The sequence below is a fragment of the Priestia sp. BR_2 genome (assembly GCF_041954005.1).
GTDB classification, from domain to species: domain Bacteria; phylum Bacillota; class Bacilli; order Paenibacillales; family Paenibacillaceae; genus Paenibacillus_AQ; species Paenibacillus_AQ lautus_A.
Window position 1 is genome coordinate 403,756 of the sequence record NZ_JAVFHM010000188.1, and the last position, 16,900, is coordinate 420,655.

The 16,900-nt window shown below is 51.5% G+C and carries 15 protein-coding genes; 10 read left to right on the plus strand and 5 right to left on the minus strand.

Features of this window, described 5'->3' with window-relative positions:
• The first annotated feature begins 24 nt into the window (after positions 1-24).
• From RB298_RS12150 to RB298_RS12175, 6 genes are all read left to right on the plus strand, one after another.
• Positions 25-2,262, plus strand: a complete 2,238-nt coding sequence (locus tag RB298_RS12150; protein WP_486047174.1) for an MMPL family transporter — start codon at positions 25-27, stop codon at positions 2,260-2,262.
• 134 nt (positions 2,263-2,396) lie between these two features.
• Positions 2,397-2,879: a tetratricopeptide repeat protein gene (locus RB298_RS12155; protein ID WP_486047175.1), complete on the plus strand. Its 483-nt coding sequence runs from the start codon at positions 2,397-2,399 to the stop codon at positions 2,877-2,879.
• A 213-nt stretch (positions 2,880-3,092) separates the two neighbouring features.
• On the plus strand, positions 3,093-3,341 hold the full coding sequence (locus RB298_RS12160; RefSeq protein ID WP_486047176.1) for a hypothetical protein: 249 nt from the start codon (positions 3,093-3,095) through the stop codon (positions 3,339-3,341).
• A gap of 231 nt (positions 3,342-3,572) precedes the next feature.
• Positions 3,573-5,360, plus strand: coding sequence for an ABC transporter ATP-binding protein (locus RB298_RS12165; RefSeq protein ID WP_486047177.1), 1,788 nt, complete (start codon positions 3,573-3,575; stop codon positions 5,358-5,360).
• A complete protein-coding gene (locus RB298_RS12170) occupies positions 5,357-7,213 on the plus strand; it encodes an ABC transporter ATP-binding protein (RefSeq protein ID WP_486047178.1) in 1,857 nt (618 codons plus the stop codon). The genes RB298_RS12165 and RB298_RS12170 overlap by 4 nt, the downstream gene beginning before the upstream one ends.
• 76 nt (positions 7,214-7,289) lie before the next feature.
• The gene (locus RB298_RS12175) at positions 7,290-7,766 is read left to right on the plus strand and encodes a GNAT family N-acetyltransferase (protein WP_213578968.1); all 477 of its coding nucleotides are present in this window, start codon (positions 7,290-7,292) and stop codon (positions 7,764-7,766) included.
• Between the two features lie 136 nt (positions 7,767-7,902).
• On the opposite strand, the gene RB298_RS12180 is transcribed toward RB298_RS12175, so the two are convergent.
• Positions 7,903-8,748, minus strand: coding sequence for a chemotaxis protein (locus RB298_RS12180; protein ID WP_096774164.1), 846 nt, complete (start codon positions 8,746-8,748; stop codon positions 7,903-7,905).
• 244 nt (positions 8,749-8,992) lie between these two features.
• Between RB298_RS12180 and RB298_RS12185 the strand changes: the two genes are divergently transcribed.
• A complete protein-coding gene (locus RB298_RS12185) occupies positions 8,993-9,820 on the plus strand; it encodes a sensor histidine kinase (protein WP_036660854.1) in 828 nt (275 codons plus the stop codon).
• Entirely contained in the window at positions 9,817-10,476 is a 660-nt protein-coding gene (locus RB298_RS12190) for a response regulator (RefSeq protein WP_486047179.1), read from the plus strand. Before RB298_RS12185 ends, RB298_RS12190 begins: the two co-directional genes overlap by 4 nt.
• A 74-nt stretch (positions 10,477-10,550) precedes the next feature.
• Here RB298_RS12190 and RB298_RS12195 read toward each other — a convergent pair whose 3' ends face one another.
• From RB298_RS12195 to RB298_RS12205, 3 genes are all read right to left on the minus strand, one after another.
• Positions 10,551-10,898, minus strand: coding sequence for a hypothetical protein (locus tag RB298_RS12195; RefSeq protein WP_015735863.1), 348 nt, complete (start codon positions 10,896-10,898; stop codon positions 10,551-10,553).
• 257 nt (positions 10,899-11,155) lie between these two features.
• A complete protein-coding gene (locus tag RB298_RS12200) occupies positions 11,156-12,862 on the minus strand; it encodes an ABC transporter ATP-binding protein (protein WP_486047180.1) in 1,707 nt (568 codons plus the stop codon).
• Between the two features lie 62 nt (positions 12,863-12,924).
• Positions 12,925-13,269, minus strand: coding sequence for a hypothetical protein (locus tag RB298_RS12205; RefSeq protein ID WP_096774160.1), 345 nt, complete (start codon positions 13,267-13,269; stop codon positions 12,925-12,927).
• Between the two features lie 221 nt (positions 13,270-13,490).
• Between RB298_RS12205 and RB298_RS12210 the strand changes: the two genes are divergently transcribed.
• Positions 13,491-13,970, plus strand: a complete 480-nt coding sequence (locus RB298_RS12210) for a nucleoside deaminase (protein WP_096774159.1) — start codon at positions 13,491-13,493, stop codon at positions 13,968-13,970.
• Between the two features lie 44 nt (positions 13,971-14,014).
• Here RB298_RS12210 and RB298_RS12215 read toward each other — a convergent pair whose 3' ends face one another.
• On the minus strand, positions 14,015-14,797 hold the full coding sequence (locus RB298_RS12215) for an arylamine N-acetyltransferase family protein (RefSeq protein WP_096774158.1): 783 nt from the start codon (positions 14,795-14,797) through the stop codon (positions 14,015-14,017).
• 119 nt (positions 14,798-14,916) lie between these two features.
• Here RB298_RS12215 and RB298_RS12220 point away from each other — a divergent pair, with 119 nt between their 5' ends.
• Positions 14,917-16,563 carry a YcdB/YcdC domain-containing protein gene (locus RB298_RS12220; RefSeq protein ID WP_486047181.1) on the plus strand — a complete coding sequence of 549 codons (1,647 nt, stop codon included), beginning with the start codon at positions 14,917-14,919 and terminating at the stop codon, positions 16,561-16,563.
• The last annotated feature ends 337 nt before the right edge of the window (positions 16,564-16,900 follow it).

A 16,900-nucleotide genomic window follows, 5' to 3' on the forward strand; every position in this document is an offset into this window, starting at 1 on the left:
CGTAGGAATGGAGAGGATCTGCATATGCACGGATCAGGACCGAATTACGGAAAATGGGTAGCGGGAAAGCGAAGCAAATGGGTCACGCTCTGTGTATGGATACTCATCGCGCTGGCGTTGAATTTGCTATGGCCGGCTGTTGGAGATAAAGAGGATAACAATGCAGCCAATCTGAAGGAGGATGTTCCGTCCGTCGTAGCGGAAGCGATGGCCGACAAGGAATTTCCGAGCAACGGCGGCGTGCCGGCTCTCGTCGTATGGCATAAAGAAAGCGGATTAAACGAAGAGGATCTGACCAAGCTGCAGGAATTGACGGCAAGCCTTGAGTCCGATCCGCTCCCGTATCAGACGTTCGTCGTTCCTTTCCATCAGCTGCCTCCGCAAGCCTTAAGCGCCCAGTTATCAGAGGATCGGAGCACGCTGGTGATGCCTGTATTTTTTGAAGAAGATCAGGAGACGGACCAGCTTAAGGAAGGAACGGCCGAGCTGGAGAAGCGGTCGGAACAATTGCTGGGCAGCAATCCGTTTCAGGCTGCCGTTCAGAGCGGAGACGGAATCAGCGCTCGCGTAACGGGACCGGTGGGAATATCTATTGATGCAACCGGATTGTTTGAGGATGCCGACGTATCGCTCATGATTGCAACCGTGCTTCTTGTTCTGATATTGCTGCTGTTGATTTACCGTTCACCGATTCTGGCCCTGATTCCTTTGGTTGCGGTCGGCTTTGCGTATATGGTAACAAGCCCGATTCTCGGGTTCATGGCGGATCAAGGCTGGATCACGGTGGATTCCCAGTCCATCGCCATTATGACCGTGCTGCTCTTTGGAGCCGGAACGGATTATTGCTTGTTCCTGATCTCGAGATTCCGCCAGCTGTTATGGCACGAGCCCGATAAACGCAAGGCCTTGTTTCAGGCGATTACCAGCTCATCAGGCGCTATTGCGATGAGCGGCTTCACGGTTGTATTGTCTCTGTTCGCGCTGCTGCTGGCTCAGTACGGGGCATATCAACGTTTTGCCGTGCCTTTCAGTTTGTCGATTCTCATCATGTTTATAGCCAGTCTGACATTGGTGCCCGCATTGTTGGCTATTTTCGGCAGAGGTTCGTTCTATCCTTTCATTCCGAGAACCCCGGAGATGCAAGCGGAACGCGCCCTGAAAAAAGGAAAGCCGGTTCCTGCCCCTCACAAGGAGAAGGAGAGCCGGATCGGCCGCTTGGTGACAACGAAGCCTTGGACCGTCGTTTTGGCAGCATTGGTATTACTGGGTGGACTCGCGACGTTCTCGTCCCAAATCAAGTTCACTTACGATCTCTTATCCTCTTTCCCTGAGGATGTACCTTCGCGTGAAGGATTCGCCGTCATCGGCGAGCAGTTCTCGGAAGGAGAGCTTGCGCCGGTTCGCGTGATGGTGGACAGCGGGGGGCAAGCTTTGGACCTCGAGGAGCGGCTGAAAGCGCTGGATTTCGTGGATCGCGTATCCGAGCCGCAGAATGGGGCCGAGAATAACGATATCATCGGTTATGAAATCGAGCTGTCCATGAATCCTTACTCCATGGAAGCAATGCAGCACATTACGGATCTTCGGGAGATCGCGGAGGCTTCACTGGAGAAGGCAGGTGTCGGCAATCCGGCCGAAGCCGTGTGGATCTCCGGTCAAACGGCTACCCAGTACGACACCGAGATCGCTGGCGAGCATGATGCCAAATTGATCATCCCCGTCGTTATCGGTTTGATTACGCTGCTTTTATTGGTGTATTTGAGATCCGTTGTAGCTACCGTTTATCTGATTGCAACCGTCATTTTGTCTTACTTCTCGGCCCTCGGGCTTGGCTGGATCATCATTCATTACGGCCTGGGAGCCGAAGCCATCCAGGGAGCGATTCCGTTGTATTCGTTTGTGTTCCTGGTTGCGTTAGGCGAGGATTACAACATCTTCATGATCTCGAGCATATGGCAAAAGCGGAAGCAAATGCCGCTGAAGCAAGCGATCAAAGAAGGCGTTGGAGTGACCAGCTCGGTGATCACCTCGGCCGGCTTGATCCTGGCAGGAACCTTTGCCGTACTGGCCACGCTTCCGATTCAAGTGTTGGTACAGTTTGGGATCATCACGGCCATCGGGGTTATGCTGGATACGTTCATCGTGAGACCTTTCCTGGTACCCGCAATCACGACGCTGTTGGGCAAGTGGGCGTTCTGGCCGGGCAAAGCCCATATGGCGGCTGAGGAAAAGCCAGCTTTGAACGTTGAGAACAAAGCATAAACATTAGCAGCCTGTGACACCCGCCTCATCTTTAGACTATTTATAAGATGAGGCGGGTGTTGCATTTTGACCAGTGCGGATGGCGTCTGGTAAGATAAGGTAGGAAACGCGGAAAAAAACTCAGATTGTGCCCCATGACAACGATACAACAAGCCATTGAACTTCGCGCCGAAGGCAAACCGGAGGAAGCGAAAAAAATTCTCCTTGAGCTGCTGCCCCAATCCCCGGATGATCCGGATATCCATTATCAGCTGGCCTGGGTGCATGATATGATGGGCCTTGAGAGCGAAGCGGTTCCTTATTACGAGAAGGCGATCTCTTTAGGGCTGAAGGATCCCGAACGGTGCGGCGCCTTGCTTGGACTTGGAAGCACATACCGCACATTGGGGATGTACGGTAAATCCAAGGAGACATTCGAGCAGGGACTGTGGGATTACCCCGGGGCGCGGGAGTTCAGGGTGTTCTACGCGATGACCTTGTACAATTTGCGACAGTATGACAAGGCGATGGAACTGCTGCTTAGAGAATTAAGCGAAACCAGTAATGACGAGGGGACCAGGAGCTACCAGAGAGCCATTGCTTTTTATTCTGATAAACTTGATCAGGTTTGGAAATAAACGTTATCGGCATCACTTTATTATTCTTGTTAGACGAACGATTCGTTCGAGTCTATGAAAAAACAATGTTATGCATCCAGCCCAAAGACGGACTATCATGAAATTGATCCTATCGTCACTTGCTTAACTGAATTTTAGATTGCTTTCATCTCTCACTAAGGTTCGGACCTTATACTAAGTATGTCACTACAAGTGATGGAAGGAGCAACGACGATGAACAAGAAAAACAAAATGAGTATGTGGTCGATCGGATTGGGAAGTGCTTTTTTGATGATGATGTTAGCCAACCATGATAACGTTCATGATGGTCAAGCCCGAACCGGTATCGCTTCGAATGGAGTCAGATCCAACGTAGCCATTCAATCTGTCGACAAGAACGCAGCCGTTACAACCATGCCTGAGAAGCACCAAATAACCCCTGAAATGATCAATCAATTCTTGAAAATAGTTGCAGAGACATAAGAAATCTTGATTCCTATACGTAACCTGTTAGAAGACCAGCTCCCATGCCGAGGGGCTGGTCTTCTTGGCGTGATCCAGAAGCTAGGGCTCAGGTTTTACTTGGTGCTGGTGCGTCCCATAACGATTCCTAGTAATTTATTTGAAAAACGGGAACCCACGTTCTTGTCATATCTTACCATGGAGCTTATTATTATCAATAGGGTTAACCGAAGCGGAGGGATTATAAACGAAATGCAAAGCGATCACACGTTAAACAGCAAGCGAAGGACCACGGGGATTGGGATGTATCGGGAGATGCTCGCCAGGTACGTATTCCCCCATAAGAAGCTTCTGGCAGCCCTGACGGTGCTGCTGTTATTTTCCATCGGACTCCAATTGATCAATCCGCAGATCATCCGGTATTTCATCGATACGGCTCAAGGAGAGGGAAGCCTGACCTCCCTTTATTATGCGGCAGGATTTTTTATTCTCTTTTCATTGCTTCAACAAGGCGTTTCCATAGCGGCTGCTTATTATAGCGAGAACCTGGGCTGGACGACCACCAACAAGCTTCGTGCCGAGTTGGCGGAGCACTGCCTGTCGCTGGATATGAGCTTCCACAAAACCCAAACCTCCGGATCTCTAATTGAACGGGTGGATGGCGATGTGAATGCGCTCGCCAATTTCTTCTCCAGTTTCATTATCCATCTGTTCGGCAATCTGATCCTCATGATCGGGATCCTGGCTTTGCTGTATCGGGAGAACTTCTGGATCGGCCTTGTCATGACGGTGTTCGTGGTCGGCAGCATTTACGTCATTCAACATATCCGGCGATTTGCGATACCGGTCTGGAAGCGGTGGCGCGAGCTGAATGCGGACTTCTACGGATTCATCGGCGAGCACCTTGAAGGAACCGAAGATACGCGTGCCAATGGGGCGGCCGGATATGTCATGAATCGATTTTATGAGATGGCCAGGCGGATGCTGCCGGTTCGCGTTCGTGCGTTCATCGGATTTTTCTTGATGTGGAGCACCACGATATTGGTGTTTGCGCTTGGCAATGCAGCGGCTTTTATCGTCTGCGCCATACTGTGGAAGAACGGACAGGGCGGCTTGACGATCGGCTCCATCTATCTCGTGTTTTATTATACGGAGCTGTTGGCCAAGCCTATTGAAAAGATTCGTACCCAATTGGAGGATTTGCAAAAAGCGGATGCCAGCTTGATGCGGGTCCGCGACCTGCTTGCAACCGAGCCCAGGATCAAAGACGGCCCTGGCGCGCCGCTTCCGTCAGGCCCATTGTCGGTGGAATTCCGGAACCTTTACTTCGCTTACGAAGAGGGCGGGCAGGCTACGCTTGAAAATCTGCAGCTGCGCCTTGAGCCGGGCCAGACTCTTGGGCTGCTCGGCCGTACAGGCAGCGGCAAAACGACGATCGCCCGCCTGCTGCTACGCTTCTATGATCCACAGGAGGGAAGCATCGAGCTGGCGGGAACTGATATTCGAGGCTGCAAGCTCCATGAACTAAGGCGGAAGGTCGCCATGGTCACGCAGAATATTGAGATTCTTGAGGGAACCGTCCGTGATAATCTGACCTTGTTTGATGAAGGCATAGCCGATACCCGCATTATATCCGTGTTAGAAGAGCTTGGACTAGGGGATTGGTATGGCTCGCTTCCCCAAGGGCTGGATACCAATCTGGCTTCTGGAGGCGGAAGCCTGTCTGCGGGCGAGGCCCAGCTGCTGGCGTTTGCACGCGTATTTTTGACGGATCCGGGTCTTGTCATTCTTGATGAGGCTTCCTCCCGGCTTGATCCGTTAACGGAATACCGGATCGAAGCAGCCATTTCGCGTCTGCTGCAGGAGAAGACCTGCATTATAATTGCCCATCGTCTGGCTACGGTTCAGCGCGCCGACCGGATTCTCATACTGGAGAACGGAAGAATGCTCGAAAGCGGCCGCAGGGAAGAGCTGGCCTCAGATCCGCAATCGCGGTTCAGCCGCATGCTTGCCGTTGGAATGGAGGAGGTGCTGGCATGAAAACTAGGCATTTTTTCTGGCGGTTGATTATGTACCGCCCGGGGTTGTACCTCATCAACCTGTTCGCGTGGTCCCTTATCCATATGGCCCCGCTTGTGCCCGGACTGTTAACCAAGGCCTTCTTCGACCATTTGGAAGGCACTTATTCTTTTCCTTACGGCGTTTGGGCGATTGCGGTGCTGCTTATCGGCGCTGCCTTGGCACGGATTGCGCTGATCTTCGGCGGCTTTATGACAGACGTGCATTTCCGCTTCCGCATCAGCACCTTGCTCCGCCGCAATATGCTGTCGCATGTCATGAAGGAGCCCGGCGCGCGAGCGATCCCTTGCTCGCCCGGAGAAGCCATCAGCAATTTCCGGGATGACGTGGATCAGGCCGAAGAAGCGACGAGCTGGTCAGTAGATACATTAGGGCTTGTCGGTTTCGTCATTGTCGCCAGCTGGATTCTCATATCCATCGATCTGCAGCTAACGATTCTCGTGTTCGTTCCTTTGATTCTGGTGGTGACCGCAGCCCAGATCGCAACCGCGCGCATCCAGAAATACAGGGCGGCAAGCCGGGAATCGACCGCCAAGGTAACCGGGGCGATCAGCGAAATGTTTGCCAACGTGCAGGCGATCCAGGTCGCAGGAGCGGAGAAACGCGTGGTGGAGCGTTTCGTAAGTCTGAGCGAGAAACGGCGCCAATCCATGGTGAAGGATAAACTTCTGACGGAAACTTTGTCCTCCGTATTCACGAACTCCGTTAACCTCGGTACCGGCCTGATCCTCGTGCTCGCAAGCCTTAAGATGCGAAACGGCGATTTTACCGTCGGGGATTTGTCCCTCTTTGTATATTATTTAACATTTGTTACCCAGCTCATATCGAACGTCGGCAATTTCATGACGTATTACAAGCAGATGGGCGTCAGCTTTCAGCGCATCAAATCCATGCTGCAAGGAGCACCGGCTTCTCTGCTTACCGCAGCCCATTACATTGGTATCGGCAAGGTTAAGAGCAAGCGAACCCATGAAGAGAATTCCGGTCATCATGCCGCAGGATATGGGCAACAGCATGGGGCATCCAATCACGCTGCTGGCGCTCCGATCGATGACGGGATGGAAACGGCATATATCGAGGCACCTCCGCTATCGCTGCTGGAAGCGCAAGGGCTGTCGTACCAGTATCCCGAAACCGGACGGGGCATTTCGAATATCAATCTGAGACTCGCGCGCGGTACCTTTACGGTCGTAACCGGGATGATAGGCAGCGGAAAAACGACGCTGGTTCGCACATTGCTGGGCTTGCTGCCAGCCGAAAAGGGCGAAATCCGATGGAACGGCGAAAGGGTAACGGAGCCGGCTGATTTCTTCATACCGCCACAAAGTGCTTATACTGCGCAGATCCCAAGGCTGTACAGCGACAAACTGCGCAACAACATTCTGTTGGGTATATCCGAGCAGCCGGGCAGTCTGGAACGCGCGCTTCATGCGGCCGTAATGGAAGAAGATATCAAACATCTGCAAAATGGGTTGGAGACGATGGTGGGTCCGCGCGGAGTCAAGCTGTCCGGCGGTCAAGCACAGCGGACAGCCGCGGCAAGAATGTTGGTTCGGGATGCGGAACTCTACGTATTCGACGATTTATCCAGTGCATTGGATGTTGAGACGGAGCGCAAGTTATGGGAGAGGCTGTTCAGCGAGCGCGGAGGTGCGACTTGTCTTGTGGTATCGCATCGGAAGGCTGCGCTTAACCATGCTGACCATATCATCGTGTTGAACGGCGGTGAGATTGAGGCCGAGGGCACGGCGGAGCAGCTGCTGGCTTCCAGCGAAAGCTTCCGACAGCTATGGTACGGCGAAGAAACAGGATAATTAGGCGGGAACAAATGTTCAACGCGAAGAAGACCTGATTAAATCAACGTCACCTTAGACAGAGGAGTGAGGGCCCATGCCAATCGCAGAACAAATCCAGCTTGTTGTCCGCACGGCAGAACATCTGCCCGTCTTGAAAGAATTCGAGCTACCGGAGGACCAAGTCCAATTCACCTCTCATCCGAAAGAAGTTTTAAACCTAGGGGAAGGTCAGTTTCCCATCGTCATTTTAGCTGATGGTCATCCTGTCGGTTTCTTTATCCTGCATGCTACGGAGCGCGTCAAGGAATATACAAGTCATTCTCATGCGATGCTGTTGACTGCTTTATCCATTGATCATCGACAGCAGCGTAAAGGTTACGCCAAACGAGGGATGCTTGCACTGCCAGCGTTCATTAGGAGAGAATTTCCTTCCTGCAATGAGGTGGTGCTGGTCGTGAATCATAAGAATGTACCGGCTCAGCAGCTGTATGCAAGTGTTGGTTTCAAAGATACAGGCAGAAGAAGAATGGGGCCGATCGGAGAGCAATGGGTGATGAATCTAACCATCTGATATAACAGCAGCTTTCTAAAGTGAAAAACATGCTGCCATCTTCGATCAACGTTGGAATTGGTGCTTAAGTTCATTCTATGATCGGATCATCATATAAGAGCAATGCCGCAAAGATCCTATGTCTTTGCGGCATTGCTTATTTAACCTGATTTATGCTTCGCCAGGTCGCTTCCAATTGCGAAGCGATATATTCGAGAATCGGTTTACTGTAGAAATATCCGCTGTGCGACAACGGATTCCAGCTTGTCAGCCAGTTGCCCACGTTAACGGATATGTCTTGGCGTACCGTGCGGTCATACTCTTCGTTAATGCTTTTGAGGGGGTAAGCAAGGATATCGTCCTTATCATAGAAATTGACCCATTCACCCAGCAGATGTTCATAATAGAGCTTCAGCTGAGCTGAAGGAACCACGATCGGCTTGTCAAAGTCACGATAACGCATGCTCCACAGCGGCAAAGTGGTTCCGAGCGAATAGAACAAGGTCAGAAGTTCTCCTCGCTCCAGCGGTGCTTCGGGATTAACGACCAGACGATGCCCGCGGGAGGAAAATTGCAGATCGTAGAAAAAATTGCTGGCGATCACGGACCCCAAGCTATGGGAGATTACGCATAACGGAGCACGGGGGCCGGCTGACAGGGCAAGGCGGTGCAGCGCCTCGCTGATCGTCCGATGAATGGCCTCGTAGTTCTGATCTTCGGATTCCACGGGCTGATAAGCCACGGCATCCGCCAGATTGTTGATTACGTACTGCCGGAGGTGCTGATAACGTAAACGGTAAGGTTTAATGCTGCTGCCGATTAATTCATTCTCGCGTGCCGCAAAAACATCGGCCCAATGCACGGCCTCCATGGCCAACTGCTCATGCGGGATGCCGGAGGTCCGGGAGAAGGTGTCCCTCAAGTTTTTCATGAATTTATCCGCATAACTTTTCTTTTGTGTTCCCAATCCGTGTACAATGATCACTGCAATTTTTTGCGTCATCCAACTGCAGCCCCCTTCATCGGAAATGGAATGAATGGATATCTTTTACTCTTTATAAGCGATTAGCACTTGAATTGTAAATAGGTTATTACAGCACGAGAGAATCCGGTGATTATTCGTAGCTCTATTGAGTCATTCCGCTCATGAACGATTTTGGTTACAATGAAGAGATAACCAATGGTAACATGGTAGGAAGAAAGGCGGGGTCATTACATTACTTTTATATTGAAATAGGAGGCAGGGTATGTCTTATAAACAAATGAAATGGTTGATACTCATCATTCCAACCTTGACGATTGGCATATGGGAATATGTTCGCCATGAGTTCCTGCTGCCTTATATATCGATGGATCTTGGCAATCTGCTGGCACCTGTCATCGTTTTTTTGGTTTCCATACTGTTCCTTACCCAGTTATTTTCGTTGATTGAACGGAATCAAGAGGAGTTGAACCGATCGAGGGCATTGCAAGCAGCCATGCATGAACGGGAGAAGATCGGCCGGGAGCTCCATGACGGAATCGCCCAATCCTTGTTCCTGCTGAACGCCCAGATCGACCGAATCGAGAAGTCAGGCCGTACGGGGGACATTCCGTATCAGGAAATCAAGGAAAGCGTTCATCGTACCAACACCTACGTAAGAGAGGCTATTGCGAATCTCCGCTACCCGGCAGATCCGCAAGCCATTCCGTGGATGCACAGCATGAGCAGCCTGATCGAGGAAATCAAGCAGGAGACGGACCTGCATTTCGACATCAAGTGGGGAATTCCGGACGCCATGCTGTCAGCCAAAGAAAAGGTGGAGCTGCTGGCTTCGATCAGGGAATCCTTATTGAATATCCATAAGCACGCCGAGGCAAAACACGTCAAGATTACCGCGAATACAACGGATTCGGGCTGGCATTGCACTGTCACCGACGATGGAAAAGGCTTTGATCTGGACAAGCCGCTCGGCAGCAACCGGTATGGTATCAAAATCATGAAGGATCGGGCCGAGGCCATGGGCTGGAAGTTCCAGATGGAAAGGCGGCACGACCAGACGATTATCAACATCAGGAAGGAGAGCACAGCATGAACAGTCAACCTTTTCGCGTGTTAATCATCGATGACAGCGATCTGGCAAAAGAAGGAATTCGCACCATTTTGAGCAGCGATCCGACCTTTGAAGTCGTGGCGGAAGGGCAAAGCGGTGAGGATGCCCTGGAACTGACCGAAATATGGATGCCCGATATCATCTTGATGGATATTCAGATGCCCGGCATGGGCGGTTTGGAAGCGACCAAGCTGGTGAAGGACAAGTTCCCTTATGTTAAGATCGTTATGGTCACGGTATCCGACGACATCGCCCATTTGTTTGATGCCCTGAAGCGTGGAGCCCAGGGGTATTTGTTAAAGAACTTGAATCCCGAATCATGGCACGAGTACCTGAAAGCCATTGCGGTGGACGAAGCACCGGTGAGCAGGGAACTCGCGTTCCGCATCCTGAAGGAATTTTCGCAATACGACAAGCCGGACCCGAGCAAAAGTCCCTTAACGGCGCGGGAAAAGGAAATTCTGGGACTCGTCGCCGAGGGATTGTCCAACCGCGATATTTCGAGCGACCTCTGCATTTCCGAAAATACGGTCAAGAACCATTTGAAGAACATTTTGCAAAAGCTGCATTTGGAAAATCGGGTACAGCTGACCCGCTATGCCTTCGAACAAGGCTGGATGGGGAAGAGACAGCGATAAGCAAGGTACCGATGTCCGAAGGATGTTGGCGAAGAATGAATTTAGGCAAAACAGACATCCGTGCGCAGGGGCGCTCATTTTTGCTTCACCAGAAAGATCCCGAGCGCAATAATGCCGATCCCCGCCCAGTTTTTCCAGGTGGGAACCTCCTTCAGGAACAAGTAAGCCACGCCCAACGATATCAGGATCTCCAGACATTTGGAGAAGATCAACGTGTACCCCAGCTGATCGGTGGCTTTGTAACCAAAGCGGATCCCGTACCCGATGCACATATTGGCAATGACAAAGAGCGGAAGCATCCACAACTGAAACTGCAGGGTAGGCCAGAACAGATGCTGGATATGCTTGGTTTGGTACGAGAAGACCAGATTGATGATCGACAGTCCGCCGAAGAGCAAACCGACACTGTAGATATAAAACATATAGCCCTCCTGTAACGATGGTCTTTGTAGTACGCCATTAATGTTTCCCTGCGACAACTTTCTTATCCATGGACAATTTGCAAGGATCCTCTCAACAATATTCTGATTGCTCAAAATCAGCAGGATGCTTCTTATAGGTGCGCGGCAAAAAAAGGATGACTCCCTTTCGCTGGGAGCCATCCTTTTCAGTATTAATGCGGGATGTTCATTTCTTGGAGGCGAATCTTCATCCACAACCAAACCATTCATCGGCTTCATTAATGAACTTGGTGAAGCCTGCTGTACGCACCGCCGGAGTGAATCAATTCCTGATGCGTGCCTTGCTCGGCAATGCCTTCCGAATTGACGACGATAATTCGGTCCGCGCTCTGAATGGTGGTCAGTCGGTGAGCGATCACTAGCGTTGTTCTGCCGACGGACAGCTCAGCCAGGGACTTCTGGATTTGCGCTTCCGTCTCCGTGTCCAGTGCCGAGGTAGCTTCATCCAGAATCAAGATCGGCGGATTCTTCAGGAACATTCTCGCAATGGACAGACGCTGCTTCTGGCCGCCGGACAGCTTAACCCCGCGTTCCCCGATGACCGTCTCCATGCCGTCCGGCAGGCTTCGGATCAGTTCATCCAGCGAAGCGCGCCGTGCGGCTTCCCAGATTTGATGGTCGGTTGCATTCAAGTCGCCGTAGGCGATATTGTCACGGATCGTGCCGGAGAACAGGAACACGTCCTGCTGCACGATACCGATATGCTTGCGCAGGTTTTGCAATGTGATATTCCGGATGTCGATCCCGTCCACCGTGATCGAGCCCTGATCCACGTCATAGAAACGGGGGAGTAGGCTGCAGATCGTGGTCTTTCCGGCACCGGACGGCCCGACGAATGCAACCGTTTCTCCGGCACGGATCGTCAGGTGAATGTTATTCAGTATCGTTCGGGAAGGCTCGTACCCGAAGGTGACGCCTTCGAAGCGGATATCTCCCCGTACCGATGAAAGGGATACGGCATCAGGCACATCGGCGATCTCCGGCTCGGTATCCATGATTTCCAGGTAGCGTTTAAAGCCGGCAATGCCTTTGGGATAACTCTCAATAACCGCGTTGATCTTCTCGATCGGACGGAAGAAGATGTTGGAGAGCAGCAGGAATGCCATGAATTCGCCCATCTCGATTTTGCCTTGAATGAAGAACCATGCGCCGCAGATCATCACGAATACCGTGATCAAACGCATCAGCATATAGCTGACGGACGTGCTTTTTGCCATCGTTTTATAGGCCAGCAGCTTGGTGGTGCGGAACTGCTTGTTCTCTTCCTGAAACAGCTTATTCTCATGCTCTTCGTTCGCAAACGATTGAACCACGCGGATGCCGCCGACATTGTCTTCGATGCGGGCATTGAAATTGCCCACGTTTCGGAACAATTGACGATAAGTCGTGGTCATTCTGCCGCCGAACTTAATGATCAGCCATGCCATCAGCGGCACGATAATAAAGGTCAGCAGCGCAAGCTCCAGGTTGATGTAGGCCATCAAGGAGAAGGAACCGAGCAGCGTCATGACGGCGATGAACACGTCTTCCGGGCCATGGTGGGCCACTTCGCCGACGTCGTTAAGATCGTTCGTGATACGGCCCATCAGGTGGCCGGTTTTGTTGTTATCAAAGAAGCGGAAGGACAACTTCTGAATGTGGGAGAACATTTTCTCCCGCATGTCCGTCTCGATGTTGATGCCGAGCATATGACCCCAGTACGTCACGATATACTGCAGCGCGGTATTCAGCGCATAGATGGACAGCAGGACGATGCAGGCAATCAGGATAAGCGGCCAATCCTGGCTGGGCAGCAGCTCGTCGATGAATTTGCTGACGGCAAGCGGGAAAGCAAGCTCCAGCAGTCCCGCAATGACGGCGCACGTAAAATCCAGTACAAAAAGTCCCTTATAGGGCCGATAGTATGAAAAAAACTTTCTAATCAAAAATCATCACGCTCCAAGTCCTACCTCTGTCATGGTTATTGGTTTATGAATGGCCTGGGCCATTATTGCTGGCCGTCCTGAGACTGCCTCGTATCATACAATTCAAAAGCCTGAATGTACTCCTGAATGATCTGGTCCACCGCTTTCAGCTCTCCGCTGACCACGTCCCGAATGGCTTGCAGGTCCGGATCATTGACCTGTTTCTTCAGGGTCTCCCGTTTCACAACCAGGTTGTCCAGAAAAGAGAGCGCACGTCCCCGGCGGAACGTTTGCGCCATCTTCCCGCCTTCCCTGCCGCCATGCCCTTCCTCGCGCCGTCTTCCGTGGCGTCCGCCTTGCCGGTGGCTGTCCCGGTCGCGATGCTCCGACCGGCTCTGGCCCGGCATAGGTGGTTCCTCTTGCCGCATGTAACCAACCTCCTTCAACGTCAAATGTATACGTTTGTATACCAATACTCGTGATTGTATACGTTTGTATACGGTTCGTCAATCCATTTTAGCGAAAAGGTTGGAAAATGAAGGAGATCGAAAGAAGATATGCTATGATGAGAGTTAGCCGCCCGGTCGATTAGCGTGGTTTGATTACGCACACCGGGAACGGGATGAACATGGGAAGGGAGCTGTACATAATGAATGATCATAATCATGAGTACTGGATGCATCAGGCGATTGCAGAAGCCCATCGAAACGTTCAGCATGTGGAAGGAGGTCCGTTTGGGGCGATTGTGGTTAAGGATGGCCAAGTGATCGGCAGGGGCCGTAATTTGGTTACTGCGCTGAACGACCCTACCGCTCATGCCGAGGTGCAAGCCATACGGGAAGCCTGCCTGCATTTAGAGGATTTTCAATTGAAAGGTTGCACGATCTATACCAGCTGCGAACCCTGTCCGATGTGCCTGGGGGCTATCTACTGGTCAAGGCCCGATGCCGTTTATTATGCAAGCACGAAGCAGGATGCGGCCGAGATCGGGTTTGATGATCATTTCATATACGATGAAATCGCCATGCCGATGGATCAGCGTTCCATCCCCATGAAGCAGGTTCGGACAGCGGATTATTTGCTGCCATTCCAAGCGTGGAGCTCTGCGGAGCGAAAAATTGAATATTAATCGTAAAAACCGGGCTCCCTGCTAGGGGGAAGCCCGGTTTATTGTTATTTATCGATAGGGATACCGAAATAAGTATGAAGCGCTTCGGCATATTCCTGTGGATTTCCCGGTTTAAAGGTGTGAACGCCGCCGGACTTGTAGATTCTGAACTCGTCGTCATCCACGGTGTTTCTGCCTTCAGCGGTACGTATGGATACCCGGGCCGTTTTATTAAACGGCGAATCGGGGGCATGCTCGCACCAGAAGGAGGTGGTGATGAAATCTTTCGGTAGATTAGGTTCTTCCGTAAAAGAGAAGACCGGATCCCAGGCATCTTTTTTCCACTCCTCGAGCATCCAGCCATAAGCCTCGGTCTGAACCAGCCGGTAGGTTTCGTTCCCCTGGGTTTGTTCCAGGCCATCTACCAGCTCCAAAGGGTGGCGAGGTCCGGCGCCTCCCACTCCGACGTCGGCAATATATCGCTGGTCTTCGATATCCACCTGCAGGATATGGTGCCGCCGCTTAGCAGGCGTATCGGTCTCATCCCGCCAGAAGCGACCGAAGTAATGAGTGACCTTAAAGCCCAGTTCCTGCAGCAGCCAGCCAAACAACGCATTGAGCTCGAAGCAGTAGCCGCCGCGATGGCGGGTGACGATTTTATCGTAGAGATGGGGAATATCCAGGGACAGCGGAATTCGGTCAAGGATATCGAGATTTTCATAGGGGACGGTATGCACATGCTGCTCCTGCAGTCTGGCGAGCATATAAGCGCTGTTCACAATCGGGCCCGTATATCCTATACGATCAAGATACTGGTTAACATCCAGGCCATGTGTCGGGTTACTCATTCGATCACCGCATCTTTCGTAAATTGTCAGCTTGGTAGAAGTAAGCCGTATATAATTATATACTTTATATCATAAAATAGAGCTTTCTAATAGAGAAGGAGAAGGAGGCGAAGCGGGATATGACCATGGATATCCAGGCGCTCCGGTCAGCTGCAGGAACGATCACCCTCATTCCTGAGCATTATGAACTAGTTATGGAGGATAACACTCCTAAGGGGTTCGATGAAAAAGAGAGAACGTTTATCTGGGAGGACCCTCAATCCGAGAACAGTCGAATTGAGGTTTCATTAAGCCTGAAGACCGGTCAGCTGATGAGGCTTCAGATCGATCAAGAGCGTGATGATACGATATGGGGAAGCGCGATAGAGGCAGGACGCGCCATGGAGCAGGCAACCGACATAGCTAAAACCTTCATGACCCGGCGTCATCCGAATTATGCAGCGCTTACCTGGATTCGATCAGAGATCAAACGATACTATGTTGAGATTGAATTTAGGGCCGAGGTCGGCGGAGTGCCGCTGCCGCGCTCCGGTTGTGTGATCCGGCTTGACGCCAATCTCAATATCGTGCTTTACAAGGCGGAAGAATTCCCGGGAATGGAGCTGCCGGTTTGGCCGGACAGGCTTGTTAGCGCGGAGGCTGCGAAGCAAAGGATCCTTCAGGATATGGAGATGCAGCCCATCATAACCACACTGTATCCCTCTATATATGACATGGAGGGGGAAGAGGATCAGCATCGGCTGGTGTATGAACCGATTCAGGGCCGTCGTAAGATCGATGCCGTTACGGGTGAACCCTTACATAACCTGCAGCATGATTTGCTGCCGCCGACTGTTCCAATCACGCCTGCGGATCCCGGTAATTTAGATAACGTTTATACCGTTAAGCCTGTTCTCCCATCAAGGACCGGAACCGAACATTCAAGCTCAGATGAAAATTCAGATTTAATTCCATTCTGGGAGGCCCAGCTGGGCATTGATACGGAGCGGTATGTTCTGGATCGGCCAAGGGGAGACGATCAAAACCTGATATTATTGTACTTTGATAAAAGCGATATGAACAAGGATGAAGCGGATCAATCGGCGACCGATCCGTTATCGGTGGATCGATATTTTGAACGGCGGTGGGGAAATACGCTTCGCAATCTTCAGGCAGCTCACATGATACATATCGATAAGGCCACAGGCAGCTTAGAGGCGTACCAATATAAACCGGAAAGCTCCGACGGAGAGGCGGTGCTCACTCGCGAGCAATGCTGGGAACGAGCAGAGCAGTTCTTGCAGAGATTTTTTCCGTCATACGCCAAGTATTTGCGGTTGGAAGTGAAATGGGATTGGGAAGCCGGGATAACGGACAGTGAGCAAGTGGGAGATGAGGGTGAAGCTGAGCCGCGGGATCGGGAATTCTTCCACTTGCCGCTATATATCGATCAATACCGGGTACGTCTGGAGCGTGTAAATATTTGCGTAAGTACGATTACAGGAGAAGTGCTTCAGTACCGCAGTGTGTCACATGAGAAAATCCGTGAGCTGGAGGCTTGCGGGTTTAAGGCTGCGGTTTCTGCGGCATCGGCACTCGCACGATATGCGGAACGGCTGGAGATGTCGCTCAGGTGGTATATGGATGGTGATGACGGCACGGCCCGCTACCGGTTAATCTATGATCCCGTGCACAAGAGACGAGCCAAAACAGGAGTAAGCGTTTCAGAGTATCTTTTGGAATATATAGATGCCGTGAGCGGAGAACTGATATGGTCCAAATTGTGAGCCGCTGAGCGATGCTGAATCGTTGGCATGGGTAGTACCAGGAATGACAGCAGGATTATTGAGATAGATGGAAAGGGCCAGCGATTGTCCCTAGGGTGTCAGAGCATCATGGGAGGGCAAGTGGGCTGCTGTGTGTCTGAGATCCTACAGATGCATTAAGCCTTATATTATGCAACATAAAAAGGGTGTCCCAACAGCCGCTTGTGCGGTGAGGGACACCCTTTCTTATGAGATTAGAGAGCATGAAATTCAGAGACGTTCCACATCTAATCTTTAGCTTGCAAGAAACAGCCGCTGTATGCGGTCTGGCTTCTCAGAAGGCATGTCGATAGCTGTT